This is a genomic window from Ruminococcus flavefaciens MA2007 (genome assembly GCF_000621845.1).
GTDB classification, from domain to species: domain Bacteria; phylum Bacillota; class Clostridia; order Oscillospirales; family Ruminococcaceae; genus Ruminococcus; species Ruminococcus flavefaciens_E.
In genome coordinates this window covers 66,692-83,440 of sequence record NZ_JHXF01000017.1, presented here as the reverse complement: position 1 = coordinate 83,440, position 16,749 = coordinate 66,692, and the positions used below count along the sequence as shown (strand labels likewise).

The 16,749-nt window shown below is 40.4% G+C and carries 13 protein-coding genes and 1 pseudogene; 9 read left to right on the top strand and 5 right to left on the bottom strand.

Annotation, left to right across the window (positions count from 1 at the left end):
• The first annotated feature begins 237 nt into the window (after nucleotides 1-237).
• From T497_RS0109535 to T497_RS0109515, 5 genes are all read left to right on the top strand, one after another.
• The gene (locus T497_RS0109535; RefSeq protein ID WP_028515414.1) at nucleotides 238-804 is read left to right on the top strand and encodes a sigma-70 family RNA polymerase sigma factor; all 567 of its coding nucleotides are present in this window, start codon (nucleotides 238-240) and stop codon (nucleotides 802-804) included.
• Nucleotides 805-816: 12 nt separating this feature from the next.
• Nucleotides 817-1,890, top strand: a complete 1,074-nt coding sequence (locus T497_RS0109530; protein ID WP_028515413.1) for a hypothetical protein — start codon at nucleotides 817-819, stop codon at nucleotides 1,888-1,890.
• 335 nt (nucleotides 1,891-2,225) lie between these two features.
• The gene (locus T497_RS16460) at nucleotides 2,226-4,718 is read left to right on the top strand and encodes a glycoside hydrolase family 3 protein (RefSeq protein WP_051530608.1); all 2,493 of its coding nucleotides are present in this window, start codon (nucleotides 2,226-2,228) and stop codon (nucleotides 4,716-4,718) included.
• The gene (locus T497_RS0109520; RefSeq protein ID WP_028515412.1) at nucleotides 4,718-5,563 is read left to right on the top strand and encodes a DUF6273 domain-containing protein; all 846 of its coding nucleotides are present in this window, start codon (nucleotides 4,718-4,720) and stop codon (nucleotides 5,561-5,563) included. The genes T497_RS16460 and T497_RS0109520 overlap by 1 nt, the downstream gene beginning before the upstream one ends.
• Before the next feature lie 315 nt (nucleotides 5,564-5,878).
• On the top strand, nucleotides 5,879-7,708 hold the full coding sequence (locus T497_RS0109515; RefSeq protein WP_028515411.1) for a PLAT/LH2 domain-containing protein: 1,830 nt from the start codon (nucleotides 5,879-5,881) through the stop codon (nucleotides 7,706-7,708).
• Between the two features lie 42 nt (nucleotides 7,709-7,750).
• Here T497_RS0109515 and T497_RS19030 read toward each other — a convergent pair.
• Nucleotides 7,751-7,849: pseudogene (locus tag T497_RS19030) on the bottom strand (transposase); the annotation flags it as partial.
• Nucleotides 7,850-7,859: 10 nt separating this feature from the next.
• Here T497_RS19030 and T497_RS18945 point away from each other — a divergent pair.
• The gene (locus T497_RS18945; RefSeq protein WP_431602425.1) at nucleotides 7,860-8,075 is read left to right on the top strand and encodes an SOS response-associated peptidase family protein; all 216 of its coding nucleotides are present in this window, start codon (nucleotides 7,860-7,862) and stop codon (nucleotides 8,073-8,075) included.
• Nucleotides 8,076-8,145: 70 nt separating this feature from the next.
• On the opposite strand, the gene T497_RS0109505 is transcribed toward T497_RS18945, so the two are convergent.
• Nucleotides 8,146-9,621 (bottom strand): CotH kinase family protein, encoded by a 1,476-nt coding sequence (locus T497_RS0109505; protein WP_028515410.1) that lies wholly within the window; start codon nucleotides 9,619-9,621, stop codon nucleotides 8,146-8,148.
• Nucleotides 9,622-9,985: 364 nt separating this feature from the next.
• On the opposite strand from T497_RS0109505, the gene T497_RS0109500 reads away from it, so the two are divergent.
• Nucleotides 9,986-10,897: a CPBP family intramembrane glutamic endopeptidase gene (locus tag T497_RS0109500; protein ID WP_028515409.1), complete on the top strand. Its 912-nt coding sequence runs from the start codon at nucleotides 9,986-9,988 to the stop codon at nucleotides 10,895-10,897.
• Between the two features lie 10 nt (nucleotides 10,898-10,907).
• Nucleotides 10,908-11,981: a DUF4003 family protein gene (locus T497_RS0109495; protein ID WP_028515408.1), complete on the top strand. Its 1,074-nt coding sequence runs from the start codon at nucleotides 10,908-10,910 to the stop codon at nucleotides 11,979-11,981.
• A gap of 65 nt (nucleotides 11,982-12,046) precedes the next feature.
• Here the strand turns inward: T497_RS0109495 and T497_RS0109490 are convergent, their stop codons facing one another.
• Both T497_RS0109490 and T497_RS0109485 read right to left on the bottom strand, forming a co-directional pair.
• Nucleotides 12,047-14,545 carry a CotH kinase family protein gene (locus T497_RS0109490; protein ID WP_028515407.1) on the bottom strand — a complete coding sequence of 833 codons (2,499 nt, stop codon included), beginning with the start codon at nucleotides 14,543-14,545 and terminating at the stop codon, nucleotides 12,047-12,049.
• Nucleotides 14,546-15,092: 547 nt separating this feature from the next.
• Complete coding sequence (locus T497_RS0109485) at nucleotides 15,093-15,581, bottom strand: hypothetical protein (protein ID WP_028515406.1); 489 nt, start codon at nucleotides 15,579-15,581, stop codon at nucleotides 15,093-15,095.
• 332 nt (nucleotides 15,582-15,913) lie between these two features.
• Between T497_RS0109485 and T497_RS0109480 the strand changes: the two genes are divergently transcribed.
• Entirely contained in the window at nucleotides 15,914-16,339 is a 426-nt protein-coding gene (locus tag T497_RS0109480) for a sporulation initiation factor Spo0A C-terminal domain-containing protein (protein ID WP_028515405.1), read from the top strand.
• A gap of 51 nt (nucleotides 16,340-16,390) precedes the next feature.
• Here T497_RS0109480 and T497_RS0109475 read toward each other — a convergent pair whose 3' ends face one another.
• Nucleotides 16,391-16,591, bottom strand: a complete 201-nt coding sequence (locus tag T497_RS0109475; protein WP_028515404.1) for a hypothetical protein — start codon at nucleotides 16,589-16,591, stop codon at nucleotides 16,391-16,393.
• Nucleotides 16,592-16,749: the final 158 nt, after the last annotated feature.

Below are 16,749 nucleotides of genomic sequence, written 5' to 3'. Positions count from 1 at the left end.
CCTGCGCCATTATGGAGACAAGCTTCAATGAAATAAAAATTATTAGGACGGCTTTACGCCGTCCTTTCTTTGAAAAAATACATTTGTGATTATTTAAATGCTTTTTTTCTTTTCAAAACATTGAAAGTCCCCCAAAAATGTGATAAAATATTTTTTTAGAAAAAATGTCCTACTTGATATCACAAGTACGAGTGTATATAATGAAAGCGATCGCTGAACTGAATAGGAGGAATACATATGACAGATCAGGAGTTCAAGAAATACATGGAACGATCTCCGGAAGAGTGCATGAGAGTAGTTTTTGATGAATACTGCAATTATGTATACGTAATAGCTGCAACTAAACTAAAAAACTGCGGTACTACGGAAGATATAGAGGAATGTGTGAGTGATGTTTTTACTGAGGTATTCAAAAGGATAAATTATATTGGTGAGCGCGATGGCGACCTGAAAGGATTTATCGGAGTTATCGCCAAACGCAAAGCAATAGATATGTACAGAAAACTTAGTGTAAAAGCTGATAGAACCATATCAACCGATGATGAAGGATTCATAGAAATATCGTCCGGAGAAAACATAATAGAATCTACTGAGATGTCAGAACGTAATTCCATCTTACTTAATAAAATAAAAGAATTAGGTGAACCTGACACGACGATCATAATAAAGCAGTACTACTACAATATGACAGTAGCTGAAATAGGGAAAGCAATTTCAATGACAGCAGCCGCTGTACAGAAACGAAGCGTTCGTGCAAGACAAAAGCTGAAAACGATGCTTTGTGAAGTCGGCATAAATTATTGAGGAGGAACATGTATGAAAAAGAACGATGAAATGTTCAATGAATTCGACATTGATCTTGAAACTGCAAACAGAATTGCAAAAGAGTATCCTTCGCTGTCAGATTCAGCCAGAGAGAGGATGTTTAATATGACTAAGGAAAAAATGAATATATCAAATTATACTGATGAGGGAAACAATAACAGCGTATATGGTGTGGAAAGATACAATCGTCCAAGATGGATAAAATTTGCAAGTATGGCAGCGACATTTGCTATAATCGCAGGTGGCATCGGTGGCGGAGGATATCTGCTCCGCAATATGAAGAATCCGGTTCCGGCTGTAAGCTCATCATCAGAGACAGAAGTTACTACTACATCTTCTGTAACAACAAATGTTACCACAACTACATCAGTTGTTGAGACAACTACCACAGTAACTGAGGCAAAGCATTTAACTCCTGAAGAAGTAGCACATAAGCTTACTGATAATTATTGGGATTATGAGTGCTTCTTTGATATTGCAGCACGTACAAGAGCGGATTATGCAAATAAGGGTATAGAGCTTAAATACACCATGCAGTATGACGGTTGGACAACTGATATTGATGTGGTATATTATAAAACTATTGATGAAAGACTTGCCGAAAAAACTATGGATGGTCTGAAGGAGCTATACAATACTTATTATGGTAAAAATTATGATCCATTCTATTCTGTAAATGCTGAGTACACAAATAACTATGAATTATTCGGACCTTCATTTACATCAGATACTCTTCCGGCTGACGGAAAAATAGATCTTGCATATACATTTATCGAGTATGAGGGCGAATTATATCAGAAAGGTCTCAATAATGAATATATTTTAGATAATCACTGGTCAGACGATCAGATAGACGTAACTGATGTGACCGAAAACTCTTTCACGCTTAAAAGGAAATTTAATAACACACCAAATGCAATATTTGAAGAAACACATGGTGAAGTAACATTTAAAATAGTATTCGATGAAGATGCTCAGAATTGGAGAATTGAGCAGAAGGATGTTGAATATGAATACCAAGATAATTCCACAACAACTGAGACTAATTCTACATCTATCGAATAAGCTGCACAGAAGCTTGCAGCAGATGTAGACCATGATGGAAACATAAATGCAGTTGACGCTTCCAATATTCTTTCGTACTACGCATATGTATCGACTACAAAAGAAAATCCAATGTCATTGGAAGAATTCATGAAAAAGAACTAAGAAAATATACTAATTTGATGACCGCCCTTTCACGGGAGGTTTCTCTTTTAGAATTACGATAGTATTTAATCAATCGCCTGTACGCATTTACTTGCTTTTGTTTACATAATATGATATAATATTAACATTAACTGATGGGCTGAATAATTACAATATCAGATATAATTTCAAACGTACCGAAAGGAGCACACATGAAAAAAGCAATCGCATTATTACTTCCGCTGACGCTGTTGGCTTCAACAGTCTCATGTGCGGAGAAAAAACCAAACTCATCATCATCATCAGATACGGCGACAGAATCGGAAGTTGAAATCGCTTCTGACAGCACAGTTAAGGACCACGGTCCCAAGTATCAGAGATATGCTTCTATGACTCCAGAGGAGATCGTAGGTGAGCTTACTCTCGAACAGAAAGCAAACCAGATGGTTCAGCCTGCGGTATATAACATCACCGCGGATGACATGAAAGCCAACGACTACGGCAGTATCCTGTCCACTGTAGGCTGTATAGATTCCGATGAATGGTGTGAGACCGTTGACGGCTTCCAGAATGCAGCTATTGAATCAGAGGCAGGTATTCCATATATCTACGGTCAGGACGACGTTCACGGCGTCAATTATTGCAGAGATGCGGTATACTTTCCCCATAATATCGGACAGGGTGCAGCAAACGACGAGGAGCTTGCCTACCAGGTAGGTCTTATTACAGCCGACGAAGCAAAGCTCTGTCATATGCTGTGGAACTTCTCGCCCTGCGTGGCTCAGTCCGTTGATCCGCGCTGGGGACGTACCTATGAGTCCTACGGCTCTGACCTTGACACCATAACTAAGCTCAGTACCGCTTACACAAAAGGTCTTATAGACGGCGGACTCGTTGCCTGCGCAAAGCATTTCTTTGCTGACGGTAATGTGGTATACGGCACAGGCGAGGAGGGCGCACCACTCAAGCGTATAGACCGCGGCGATGCACAGCTCACAGATGCGGAGATAGAGGGGCTTCTCAAGGTATATCAGGCACAGATAGACGCAGGCGTACAGACCATAATGATAAGCCATTCATCGCTGAACGGCGTGAAAATGCACGAGAATAAAGAGTATATCATGAAACTGAAGGACGAGATGGGCTTTGAGGGCTTCATCGTCAGCGACTGGGGCTCTATACAGCATATATCAGGAGATTCGTATAAAGATCAGGTAATAACGAGCATTAATGCAGGTATAGATATGCTCATGGAGACCGACAGATATGACGAAGCAAAGCAGATAATCGTTGATGCTGTAGGCAGCGGAGAGATAACCGAGGAGCGTGTGAACGACGCTGTTACACGTATAATCAAGGTCAAGAAGGAAGCAGGCATATTCGACGATCCGCTCTGCGAGAACCTCCAAACAAAGCAGAAGGAAACTGGCTCTCTTGAATATCGAAAGATAGCCGAAAAGCTTGTTGAAGAGAGCCTTGTGCTTCTCAAAAACGAGAATAACGTGCTTCCGCTAAAAAAGGGCACAAAGGTCTATATCACAGGACCTGCGGCAAACAGCTGCAGGGCACAGTGCGGCGGCTGGACTATGGACTGGAACGGTCCGAACTCGAAGGACGTCCCAGGAGTTACCACCATACTGGAAGCTTTCGAGAGATACGCTGAGGACTACGGCATTGAAGTCATCACAGATTCGGAACAGGCAGACAAAGCCGATGTGGTACTGCTTTGCCTTGGCGAGCAGAACTACGCCGAGTGGAACGGCGATACCGAGGATATGAGCCTTTTCGGCACGCTTGGTCTTAATGGCAATAAAGAAGCCCGTGCAGAGGCAAAAGCTCTCGGCAAGCCCACTGTTACCTGTATCGTGGCAGGCAGAAATGTTCTCATCAACAAGAGAGTATACGATGACTGGGACAGCGTGGTTATGTGCTATCTCCCGGGCTCTGAGGGCAAGGGTATTTCCGATGTTCTCTGCGGCTGTTCAGACTTTACAGGCAAACTCCCGTCACCGTGGTACAGCTCATTAGACCAGATACGCACAGACAATAGCTGGCTCGAAAGAGGCTACGGTCTCAGCTACGGCGACGGCTTCAAGGCACAGCCCGAGCCTGAGACTATACTTGATCCGCCGACGGTTGTAGAACCCGATCCTGCATTGAAAGGTACTAATTATAAAGCAGGATTGTTTAAGGACGGCGTATACGTCAATGAATATGCAAATATCAAACTCAATGTTCCCGGAGAACTGAATTATATCCCTAATAATACTGATCCCGAGGAAAAAGAAGCTTACATAGCAGAGCTTACCGATGAAGAAGAGATCAGGCGCGAAAGAGCGCAGGCAATGGAAGCTGATTTTACAAATTCTAAGGAAGCAGTAATGATTTTCTTTGTGAATACTAAGATCGGATTTCCTGATTCTGCGGACGTTACCGCAGAAGATGTTATGGACTATTGTAAGGAATGGATAGATGGACAGATAACTAATGATGGCGATAATGCTGACTGGAAAGAACGTAAAAAGGTAAAGCTTGGCAGCGAAGAATTTTCGAGAGATGTAGTTTATTATTGGGACGGCAAGGCATTCGATTGTTTCTATATGAGAAAGCTTGATGACGACCTTGTTTGCTGGATATATGTGACAACAAGTGAACAAGGAAGAACTCCCGAATACTATGAATCACTGTTCGAGGATATAAAGTGATGAAGAAACGTAGAGCAATGACCGCATTTGGCTGTGCATTATGCATAGCCGCTGCGGGTGCTTTTACTGGTTGTTCAAATAATAAAAACGGTTCAGAACCAGTTGAAGCCGTTACCGCCGATACAAAGACTGTTGCGCCTGATGTGCAGGTTGGGACGTATATAACTTTCGGTTCATATGAGCAGGATAATGACTTGACAAACGGTAAAGAGGATATAGAATGGCTTGTGCTTGCAAGAGAGGATAATAAAGCGCTTCTCATAAGCAGATACTCGCTTGACAATCAGCCGTACTCGGAGCACACAGCAGAAGTTCCGTGGGAAAACTGTTTCCTGCGTAAATGGCTTAATAATAATTTTTTGAATGAAGCTTTTTCTTCAGAAGAGCAGAACAGTATAATTACTTCGGTCGTAACAGCAGATGAAAACCCGTTCCACAAATTATCACAAGGCAATGACACTATGGATAAAGTGTTTATTTTGAGCGTTATAGAGGCAAATAAATATTTCAGCTCAAACAGTGAACGTCTATGTCAGGGAACCGCATATTGTCATGCTCATGGAGCGCCTAAATCCAAAGATACAGGCAACTGCTGGTGGTGGCTGCGAACGCTCAACAGTGCATTTGTTGCTGCTGTGGTCGATGATGAAGGTCCTATTGAAGCAGGAGCGGCGGATAATGATAAAAATAACTCTTCATCAGGCGGCGATTATGTTACTTGTATGGAGGCATCGGTTCGTCCATCTGTCTGGATAGACCTCGGACTTGCTGATCCGTACAAGGATAAGCAGGAATATTACCTCTTACATCCCGAAAAATACAGACGCAGATCTGACAGAGTTTGATATGATAACAGATCATTTAGGACGGCTTTACGCCGTCCTTTTTTGTATTAAGCAATTTGACTTTTATCGTGAATATCTTAGGAAATATAATATATGCACAACATCTGGCTCTTGCTCCTGATATGACATATGTCATTTTTTTAGTGACATATGTCACTGAGAAAGTGACAAATGACATCTTTTCAAAGTCACAAGAACCTGTTATAATAAGGCCATACCACAGAGGTACGGAAAAGTTCAGGCGCCGAACATAATTCCAACAGACAGAACACATTTATCAAATCAATAATTATTATTTATTAAGGAGAGATTGTTATGGAAAATTATGGACTTATTATCACCGCTTCACATTTAGAGCCTGCTTCAAATCTTAGCGCCAAAGAGCGTGCAGCAGAATTGGCTGAATTACAGGAAGAATGGAAACAGCGAAACGCTAACGCCGATCATGTAACAGAGATGTTCAAACGCAACAGTATCAGAGTTCTGAAAAGAGCTCAGAACCGATCTCTTGTTCAGCTTGAAAGCGATATCAAATTATTCGCCTCTAATGTAAAAAGCTATAATATAAGCTATATTTACATCAATTGCCACGGAAACTCAGGCATACTTGCACTTGTCCTCAACGGAAAAAGAACAACAACTATTAGTTATACCAAGCTGAAAGCTATGCTGGATATGATCCCCGGCAAAAAGGTGCTGATGATTGAGTCGTGTTTATCAGGTTCAGCTATCGAAAACGTAAACACAGGAGCTACTGTTTTCAAGGACAAGAATTATTTTGTCATAACCGCTTCTCGTCCATACGAATTTGCATGGGGCGGTAATGTCGGAGGAAATTTCACTAATTTATGGTGCAAGGGCGCCGGTTATGACTATAAAAACACATCATCTAAGGCAAGAGCTGCTGACACCAATAACGACGGCTATGTATCCGTTACCGATCTTTGTGACTACACAGAAGGCGTATTTATGAAAAATGCTACAGACAGTTCTTACCAGAGCGATATGTGCTATCCTGAAAAAACATATTTCCCTGTTTTCGGTACAAGCGCTGTCAGATCAGATCTATACTATTTCATTGTGGAAATCAGAACAGCAGATGAAAAAGATGCAGGTACCGACGCTGATATTATGATAAATCTTCACGGTGATAAAAACGAAACCGGCTTTAAAAACCTTGATACTCCTGACTACGATGATTTTGAAAGAGGTTCAGCAAAATCCTATCTTATCAGCACAAATGTCAATATCGGTACTATTCAGAGCTTTACGATAAAGAGCAATAACGCAGGAAAAGACCCCGGATACAAGTTGGAGCGTGTCAAAATAATCGACGCTAATAATAACAAGGTATATCCTGCAATAACCTGTAATCAGTGGCTTGGATCAGGTCATCTTTCTCATCGTTTTTATATGGATATGAGCGGTCACAGATATTATATCAAGCTGACTATGAGCGATGTCGACGGCGCAGGAACAGACGCAAATATCGAAGTTAAACTTCACGGGGCAATTTCCGATAGTTCCTTCTATTCTCTTGACACTGAAAACTATGATGATTTTGAAAGGGGAACTACCAAGGAATACGAGATAATTGTAAATAAAAATATCGGACAGCCGCAGTATATTACTGTAAAAACAGATAATGCAGGTAAAGACGCTGCAATGAGTTTTGCACAGATAATCGTAAGAGACGGTGCAACAAGAAAGGAATACAATGCTGTATACGGAGGCTGGCTGAATTCATCAAAAACATCTGTGAAGCTAAAACTGAGCGAAAATATGTATGTATATAATGTTACAGCAAGAGTCGGAGATAAAAATTATGCAGGAACTGATGCAGATGTTGATATAAAGCTTTACGGTTCAGCAGGAGAAACTGATTTTGTAAGATTCCCTGACGATCCTAATCGTGATGATTTTGAAAGAAACAGCGATAACAAAGTTGTTGTTTCCACAATACGTAATATCGGAAGACTTCAGGGGATCGGAATCAGGCACAATAACGTAGGCAAAGGCGCAGAACTCTATATTTCCACAGTTACAATAAAAGAACAAAATACGGGAAATACATACAGATGTTACTTCAACAGTTGGATAGAAGGCAAAAATAACGAAGTAAAAGGCTTTATTGTAAACAGATAATCAGATACAGCCGTACCTTATGAGGTACGGCTGTTTTATGGAGCCTGTCAGATTATCGGTGCAGGCGGCAATAAGAATATCTTCAACGCCTCTGTTACGCAGGCTATTAAGTACGCCTGCCCAGAACTTAGCATTTCGGTTCGCCTCCTCCATTAGTGCAAAAAGCACCTGCCATACCAAAGAAGCAGTAGGTACAGTAAGAGATATCCACAACCGTATGCCTGTCATACTTGATAAGGATAGTTTACAGGACTGGATACATCCTGACGGAGATCCCAGTGCTATAGTAGAGAAAGCTCTGTCCAACATGGTATTCGAAACAGCCGTTGAGTACCATAGATCTCCTACGGAGTTCATAACAGCCTAGGTAGTAATAGAAAACCGCCTAAATGGACGGTTTTACTTTATTCTCTTCTTGTATTATTAAATGCCTGCTCCTACCTTAAGCCTATTTTTTTCTTATCAAAATCAGAAAAGCCCATCAAACGGACATCAATATCAGAAGCATCAATCAGCTTATCAGGTTCTTGTTCCTGTCCCGTGCGGTCAGCCGGAATATAACCGTTCAGTTGTCCGATTACGGATTCAGCCTTCTTCTGAAGAAATTTTCGGAGCATTTCTACCGCAGCAGCATATTCTTCACTTGAATATGGTGCGTTATGCTCTGTACCTACAATGTCTTTGATCTCATTTGCGTAGATAGTGATCGTTTCGTCAAGTTCGCCGCCCTGTACATACTGCTCTGCCAGTATGGCGAGATAGTTATGATATTTTTCTTTATATCCTTCATTATCAAGGAGATTCATAAAGAACTCTCGCTCAGAAAGATCACCGATAAATGGAGTATAGATTGGCATATTAACTATCTTTTTTACTTCAGCCGTATTCGCTTTTTCTTTTTCTCTGAGCCATTCTTCCTTATCAAAGCTGCCCGTTTCCATTGCTTTCATTCTTTTGCTGAACATTTCCTCATCTGATAACAGCATTCCGCCAAATGCCATATCATAATCCCATGGAATCAGGCTAATCCTGCCGTCACTTTCATACAGATAATAATTATGCAGAGTTTCACCTGTCAAGCCGTCCATATTGACAACCATAGTCTGAACAGCCATGTATTTCAGCACACTGTCAACATCTACATAATTTTCAATATCGCGTTTGTTATGAACGCTTTTCAGTGCGGCTTTCACGTTAGAAAAAGAAGAACGCTCTATTTTCACCATATCTTTGATATATTTGTATTTTCCCGACCAGATACCAGTATATCTCAAGTCATGCAACGGCTTATACAGGCTTCCGTAATCCTCGCCGTAATTCCGCTTGCAGAAATCTTTTCCAACAGGTTCGACCGCAAGGTAACAGCCGAAATATTCTCCATTGACTGAAATCTTTGCATAATTGCACATCGGTGCTGGTAGGCCGATATACCTACACATATCGTATGTTACGGCGTCTTTCATCGCTGTGGCATCCATGATATTGCTGTTCAGGTCAATCATTCGCAATCCATGGTATTTCTGCTTTTCGAATTCATTTAACTTCAACACCAGACTGAATCGATCATTGTCTGTATCAACGGCTTTGAGATGTGTATAGATACCTTTTGTACGAATTCCTGCATTTTGAAGCTCTTCACCGTTTATAGTGACATTACAGCTGTCATATACTTTCTCTTTAAGTTGCTCCGAAACACTCCCTGTTCTCTTTTCATCACCGGATTTCTGAATGAAATCCTCCCAATCATACATGTTAATCTCAATCTGGTTCAGTTTGCCCTTTTCAAACAGAAAGATCTCATATTCCGCAGGGATGCCAACATGTTCCTTACGGATTTGTTCCTTTGAACAGCCTGCCAGTAACATCGTTCCGACAAGAAATGCTCCTAGTATTGCTATTCCCTTTGATCTCATTTTATCATCTTTCTCCTTAGAAGCGTTTATACCTTACGCAAAATGTGGGATATGCTGTTTGGGGTCCGGACTATTTACTCATATTATACACTGCTGCAGCATAGAAAGTCAAGGAAGCAAGTGTTTTTAAGTATCTTTGAAATAAAGTATCATATATCTCAGAATGAATTCATTACAGCATAGAATGTATTTATGAACTGCCCATTACGGGCAGTTTTCTTTCTTATTCGGTCATCATTGACATTTATAGAATATGTGTAAATTCATGGTTGTCCCCTATTGCCTTTTCTATGAAATGGGTGTATAATATGAACATATGTATCAATTAAGTGTAAGATGGTATACTTAAAAAGGAGAGGTTTATATGTCAAAAGGAAAAATCAGAAAGCACCGGCTATCAAGAAACAAATCTCTGCCTGCGGTCGTAGTTGTCACACTGCTGATGATGTTTGGCTATTTCTATATGGCACAGATTGTTCTTGGCTGTGGATTGTCAATACCGATGGTAATACTGTTCAGCAACAGAACAGTTGAGGAAATATTCGATGATGGGCCTTTGGTCGAAACAGCTGCAATGACAGGTGCGATTTTCGCAAGTATTATACTTTTGTTTTTCTATTATCACTGGTTCAAGCCGGAATACAAATGGAAACCTCGCAGAACATCTCTATCGTGGAAGCTCATTTCACCGATCATGATCTACTGGTTCGTATTCTTTGGAATTGCTTACACGGTCGTATCCGGCAATTTCACCTTTGGTATCCCTACCTATAACGCTGTGATCTTCACAGTCGGTGCCGGCGTCTGTGAGGAGATATCGTTCAGAGCAATCGGTATTTCCTACATGAAACGACAGCTAAAGGGTGAAAAACATATCCTTCCGATCCTTTTGTTTACATCGATTTCATTCGGACTTATTCATATTGCAAATGCGATTATGGACGGTCGTGTCGGTATACACGCAATGCAGGCGGTACTGGCATCGATGCTCGGCATATTCTTCGGTGCTGTATATATTCGCACCGGAAATATCATCCCCTGTATTATTGCTCACGGACTGCATGACTTTTTTGTGAGTGCATTTGAAGTAAACAAACACGCAGAACTGCCGGTTTCTGCTATGGTGATATCAGCTATCTGCGAAGCTCTTCTTGCAGTCTGGGGACTGTACCTTATCAGAAAGGCAAAGCGTCCTGAGATTGAAGCACTGTGGAATGAAAAATGGCAGATTCCGGAATTATCCGAAACGGAAAACAACACAGCAGAACAATTATAAGGAGGGGCTTATGACTGAAGTATTAAGAAGTAAATGCGAGCTTTTTGAGAGGAATCATTCAGCAATTTCAAAAAAGTTCATGTTTGAAAAAGATATGATGAACATCGCAGCCGGATTGATATTCACAGGTGCCGGCAAGGAAGCAGATATCGATAAACTGAAAGAATGCCGCAGCCTTCTAAACAAGCATACCGGATTTTTCTCAGAATACAGAGATACTGTTAAACTGGCGCTTCTCAGTGAAATGACTCTGGCAGATGATCCTGAACAATATATCGATGATGTCAAGTCTGTATACAAAAAACTGCACAAGGGGCATTTCAAGGATAATTCCTACATGGTGCTTGCCGCCATGCTGCTTTGTGACCTTGGTAGACAGAATGACACCGATGCGGTAATTGAAAAGCATAACGAGCTCCTGCAGCGTATGAACAAGCTACATCCGATACTCACAGATTCTTCGGATATCTCTTATGTGATACTTCTGGCGCTCTCTGACAGAACGGTTGATTCGATCATCGAAGATATGACCGTTTGCCTTGATTATCTCAAAAAGGACTTAAAGATCAAGATAGGCTCCGATTCCATACAAGGGCTGAGTGAGATACTTGCGCTTACAGGTGGTGACATCAGGAGAAAATGCGACAGTGTCATGCAGATCTATAACACGTTAAAAGAAAACAAAGCAGAGATTGGTAACGGTTCTGCATTTTCAACGCTTGCTATGCTGAGCGGCATAGAGGAAACACCGGAAGTTATCGTAAGTGAGATTCAGGAAGCTGATGAATTCCTGAAAAGCTGCAAATTGTTCGAAGAAAAGTCAGAGAACAAAAAGCAGCGCCTTATGTTTGCGGAACTTCTTGTAGCTTCAAGCTATGGCACCGGCTCCTCAATGATAAACAATACCTTTGTTAACACCGCCATATCAGTCATAAAAGCACAGCATATCGCAACAATGATTAGTATATTCTCAAATGTGCTGTCCGGCGTTTTAGGTGCCGTTGCTGATAAAGGCAAATCCGAAAAGAGCAGCGATGAATCCGCCCAATCGGAAAGCAATGACTCAAGTTCAAGTTTGGAGTGAGTTGCCGCAAAAGCTTTTTTGATGATAATGGAGCCGCAAAAGCGGCTCCATCTTTTTACATCATTTTAGTACCATGTTCTGAAAATACTATTATTCTGGCGCGGCGGACAGAAATAGTTCCTTAAACCAAGCAATGAACGGATAATAGCGATTATTCTCTCATTATACCTGTTATATGTGTTCCTTATTATCGTATTTATATAATCGGGAACCGAGAACGTATTTGTTATGGTCTTATTGTCCCCGTAATGATATACCGCAGTTATCCTGTTGGATATTGCAAATGAATCGGGAGAACAAGTAAAGCCATAATATTTTCCGTCACAGCTCATAAAATCAGCGTCAAAGGCATCTGTGTATGTTTTGCCATTGATATTGAATTCCATATAGCTGTTATTCTTTTCTTCTTCTGTAAGAGAAGTAAGGTCAAGGTAGAAATTAAAGCTGATCTGTCTGCTCAGAACAATACTCTGCGACTTGAATTCAGGAACGGGTTCAGCAGCGTACTCGCATTGTTTTACAGTAGTGAAGTTTCTGACTGTAGTATTATTATCCTTGTCTTTTCCGATAAAGGATATCACGTTTTTCTTTTCTGCTGCCTGACTTAACTTATCGGCAGGAAGCTCAAATCTTACAGAACCTTTTGACAGTGCAAAAGTATCATAGTACAAACCGTTTACATATACTTTCAGACTTGTTGTCTGCGGATCATTTACGGCTATCTGCATGATAAGGTCTTTTTCGGGCTTGATAACAGCATCGGCAGGAGCACTTGCTGATATCGTATCATCAACAGCGTTTGGTGTCGAGATATTCACTGCATCTGATCTGATATAAGGTGAAGCGCTGTTTTCGTTATATGTGCTTGCGAGCAATGCGTCATCCGAGCTGAACTGCTCGTCAAGCCACGTTATCCTTTCGCGCATATACGATATGAATAAGTCTCTGTCGGCTATATAGCCTCTGCCGTAACCGGGCCACTGGTTATTTCTGTCCCAGAGCGCACTGTCAGCCATACCCGATTCGTAAAGATATTCGCTGTCTCTTTCAAGTGCGCCGTTTTCCTTTATAACGTCTTCAAGGTAAGGCCTTATCTGCCAGTATCTGTCTGTTGCTGCCGAAATAAACAGCGGATCATCAAGAAACTCCCTGTAGAAATTCTGCGGATTTTCAAACTGTGATACCTTCCAGCCTGTTGCCTCACTGCTTATTTCCTGACTTACGATTATTGAACCTGCGCCTGTGTCAAAGTCCCACGGAGGGCCGAATTTCAGAAGAGAATCATGCGGTTTGTAGATATATCTGCTCTTGTAGCGCGAATCGTCATTTCCCATTATCTCCATAAGCAGCCAGTAGGATACCATTGAATCAAAATCAGCAAGCTCGGTGTAATGAGTCATCTTGCCGTCTATCTCGGTATATCCGTCCTCTGAACGATAGGCGTTTTCAAAATTCTGCCAGTAATCCTGCACATAGTTCATCATTGCGTCGTTTGAAGCAAGAAATTCGGGAGATTTGAGCATTACTTTAAGTCCCGAATCTGTCATGAATTTTGATTCCTCGTCGTATTCCTCAGAAGACTCAAAAAGGTAACCGCCTGAAATGTCGCTTTCAAAGTCATAATAGTCCGATACCAGATATTCTTTTCCGTCAAAAGTAACTGTACCGCCTTCTTTTATCCATGACATATCCTCTGTCATCATATCTGTAAGCTCGTCTTTTTTGTCACCCTTTATCTTTTCCTTTTTAGCGATAGCAGAAGCGGCGTCCTTAGCTTCGCCCTCCCAGTCAAATATATCCACTCTTGCTTCTTCAATGCCTACCTGCTCGCAGAGCTGATAGTTTCCGACGTATTCACCGTTTATGACTACATCTGTCCAGACTGTCTCCATAGTAGTGAGACCGAGCTCCTTGGAAAGCTTTGAAGCAGTCGTATTTCTCAGAAGGCTTTCGTCCTGATAATTTGCAAGCAGGCACCATTTTTTGCTCTTTCCCATACCGTAAAGGTCGGTCTTTTTATCGAGCTTTATCTTATACGGCTTCTTTTCCCAACCCCATGTAGTATTGCCGCGGCCTTGCATAGTCATTTTGCCGTTGTAAAGCGGCTCTGCTGATTCTTCGTTGTTCTGTATGAACATCTCGCCGCTCTTGGCGTCCTTTTTAAATGCAGGGACCTGACCGTCATCTGTATTGATATAAATAACGGGAAGCTTGCTGAAGTATACCTTGTCCACTGTTTCGTATCCTTCACCGTCAACTTCCTGAACTTCTATCCACTTCTCATAGAATTCTTCTGTAAGGACAAAGCTCTCAGGATCGACCTCACTGCCGTCCGCAAGGCATCTTATCATGCTTCCTGTCGGATTATTGATCTTCAGAGCCTCTCCGACCTTCAAGTAAGTTTTGTCGATACTTATCTCAGTATTTTCTGTTTCTGCTGCAAATACTGTAAAGCCTTCCTGTGAAAAAAGCTGACTGCAATTACCTGCGAACATCAGATTTGTACAGGTAAGAGCTGCTGTGGTAAAGCTGAGCATTTTTTTGAGTATTCTTCGATTAGACAATTTCAATTCCTCCTTTTAAAATTAAGCCGTTTCTTTTATCTGTGCATTTAATAAAATCATTGCTACAACATATCATCTATCCCCCTATGCAGATATATTTGCTTCTGTTTTATGTTATTATCGGAAGCATTTATGTCCTTTTTTAATGACAAAGTCATTGTAGCATATTTTTTCTCCCGGATGCGGATAATTACAGATTTGTAATCGTCAGGCAAATGTCACACGACTAACTCAATATATTTAATAAGAGTCGCTTTGATTTTGTTAAATATAAAAGAATCTTTATAGTTGTATGATAACATAATCAATCAACATATATAAAGACTTTTTGTAAACAATATCAACGCTTCTGCGTTTTTTGTTATGTTATACAAAAAAACAGCAGCCGGAGATATTACTTCTCTGACTGCTGTATAATAACAATTATTAATTTCAAAAAATCAGGAATGTTTCGCAAAAAAAAATGAAGAGTAATAACTTCAAATATCTCTAAATGCAATACCTCCTGTAATCTTTATAAGACTTACAGGGGGGATTATACTGATATTTACAACTCAACTTCTATATCACCGTTTTCCTTAAGCAGATATGCATTAAGGAGCTTTTCCATGATAGTGTCCTTGCGTTCAATAGATCTTTCACGGATATCCAGTCTTTCATTAAGTCTATGTATCTGACCTTTCAGATGCGCAACATTCTTTTCATATGCAGATTTCTGTTCTTCAAATTTTATCATCATAAATTCTATGGTCTGATTCTTGTCGTGTATTATCTGCTTCAAAGCCATTACTTCATCAAGTCCGCTTGTATCGCCGTAAAGGTCAAGAAGTACGTCAGCAAGAGGCGCTATAGAATCCTGATAACGAAAATTAAAGTCCTCAGAGCCCTCAGAAAAAATTCTTTTAACTGTCGCTTCCGACACAAACTTTCCCTTTGCTTCGAGCATTTCCATTATTCTTGAAACGGATAATCCCTGCTCTGCCTTGACCTTTTTTAGTCGTTCAATGGTAGTTTTTTTGAGTTTTTCGATTTCCATGCAATAAAAAGCTCCTTTTTGGTATTTTTTTGAGTTCAATAAAATAGACTAAAGTTATACAATGATTATACTGAAAATAGCTTGTAAATAAACCGCGAATTATGTTACAATTCATATATAGTAAGTAGGCTAATTCGACATAAAGCCTTATTCAAATAGCAGGGAAACAATGCATAGACTTTGACATTTATTAATGGTATGATTATATCATTAATATCAAATTATGTCAACTGTTTTTCTTAAAATAATAACTATTGAAGCAAGCGGTGATCCTGTCGTTTTTCAGCCTATACTAAAACATTAAAACTACGGAACATAAAAGGAGAATAATTATGTTATCAAACAACGCTGTAATCAATGAAAATGAAGAAAAAAAGACGTATCATTTGCCAGCCAGCCTGTCGTCAAAAGGAAATGAATTACATACAGACCAGCTGGAAAACGACGTCGTAAAATTTGTACAGAAACTTGGTATTCGCCCTCATTTAACCGGTTATCATCTTCTCATAAAAGCAATACTTCTATCGTTAAAATCGCCTCATCTTCTCAAATCCCTTACAAAAGAACTGTATCCGATGGTTGCAATGGAACATGGTAAAAATGTTAGAGCTGTCGAGCGTAATATGAGAAAAGCAATAGAATCCGCATATGAGTATGATCCACAGCGCGTTCAGTCAATATTCTACTATAAAGTAGATAAGCCTTACATATCGGAAGTGCTTTCTATGGCGGTGGAATCAATTCGGCATAAGCAATAAGGCGAATATGTAGTCAAAAACAGACCTTCGGCAGTATTGTTATGAGCATTATCAACTATCCATATTCTCTTTAACAAGTTCAATTCCTTTCTCTATAAATTCCTCCAATGTCGGCATCTTATTGTCGAAGGTCTTTTTGAAATTCGGCGTATCTTTTGCGTCAATAATTGCCTTTTCCATTTCTTTTCGCACTTCTTCAACTGTCGTGTGGTTCTGTTCGGCTACAATTTGCAGCATAGTCTCGATGTTCATAGAAACATCTCCTTTCATAATTTGACGGTATAAAACCGTGCTGTGATTATTATACCACATTAAAACTGGCTATACTCTCAGAGATTTTGTCGAAATATGTCGTATCTCAGTATTTTATGACTGGGTATGTTCAAGAATTATCCCAATTTGAAGGACAA

Excerpts from the sequence above, each read along its gene's own strand:
- T497_RS0109480 (WP_028515405.1), top strand. The coding sequence starts at position 15,914 with ATGTTATCAAACAACGCTGTAATCAATGAAAATGAAGAAAAAAAGACG.
- T497_RS0109535 (WP_028515414.1), top strand. The coding sequence starts at position 238 with ATGACAGATCAGGAGTTCAAGAAATACATGGAACGATCTCCGGAAGAG.
- T497_RS0109475 (WP_028515404.1), bottom strand. The coding sequence starts at position 16,591 with ATGAACATCGAGACTATGCTGCAAATTGTAGCCGAACAGAACCACACG.
- T497_RS0109500 (WP_028515409.1), top strand. The coding sequence starts at position 9,986 with ATGTCAAAAGGAAAAATCAGAAAGCACCGGCTATCAAGAAACAAATCT.
- T497_RS0109505 (WP_028515410.1), bottom strand. The coding sequence starts at position 9,621 with ATGAGATCAAAGGGAATAGCAATACTAGGAGCATTTCTTGTCGGAACG.
- T497_RS16460 (WP_051530608.1), top strand. The coding sequence starts at position 2,226 with ATGAAAAAAGCAATCGCATTATTACTTCCGCTGACGCTGTTGGCTTCA.
- T497_RS0109485 (WP_028515406.1), bottom strand. The coding sequence starts at position 15,581 with ATGGAAATCGAAAAACTCAAAAAAACTACCATTGAACGACTAAAAAAG.
- T497_RS0109520 (WP_028515412.1), top strand. The coding sequence starts at position 4,718 with ATGAAGAAACGTAGAGCAATGACCGCATTTGGCTGTGCATTATGCATA.
- T497_RS0109530 (WP_028515413.1), top strand. The coding sequence starts at position 817 with ATGAAAAAGAACGATGAAATGTTCAATGAATTCGACATTGATCTTGAA.
- T497_RS0109515 (WP_028515411.1), top strand. The coding sequence starts at position 5,879 with ATGGAAAATTATGGACTTATTATCACCGCTTCACATTTAGAGCCTGCT.
- T497_RS0109495 (WP_028515408.1), top strand. The coding sequence starts at position 10,908 with ATGACTGAAGTATTAAGAAGTAAATGCGAGCTTTTTGAGAGGAATCAT.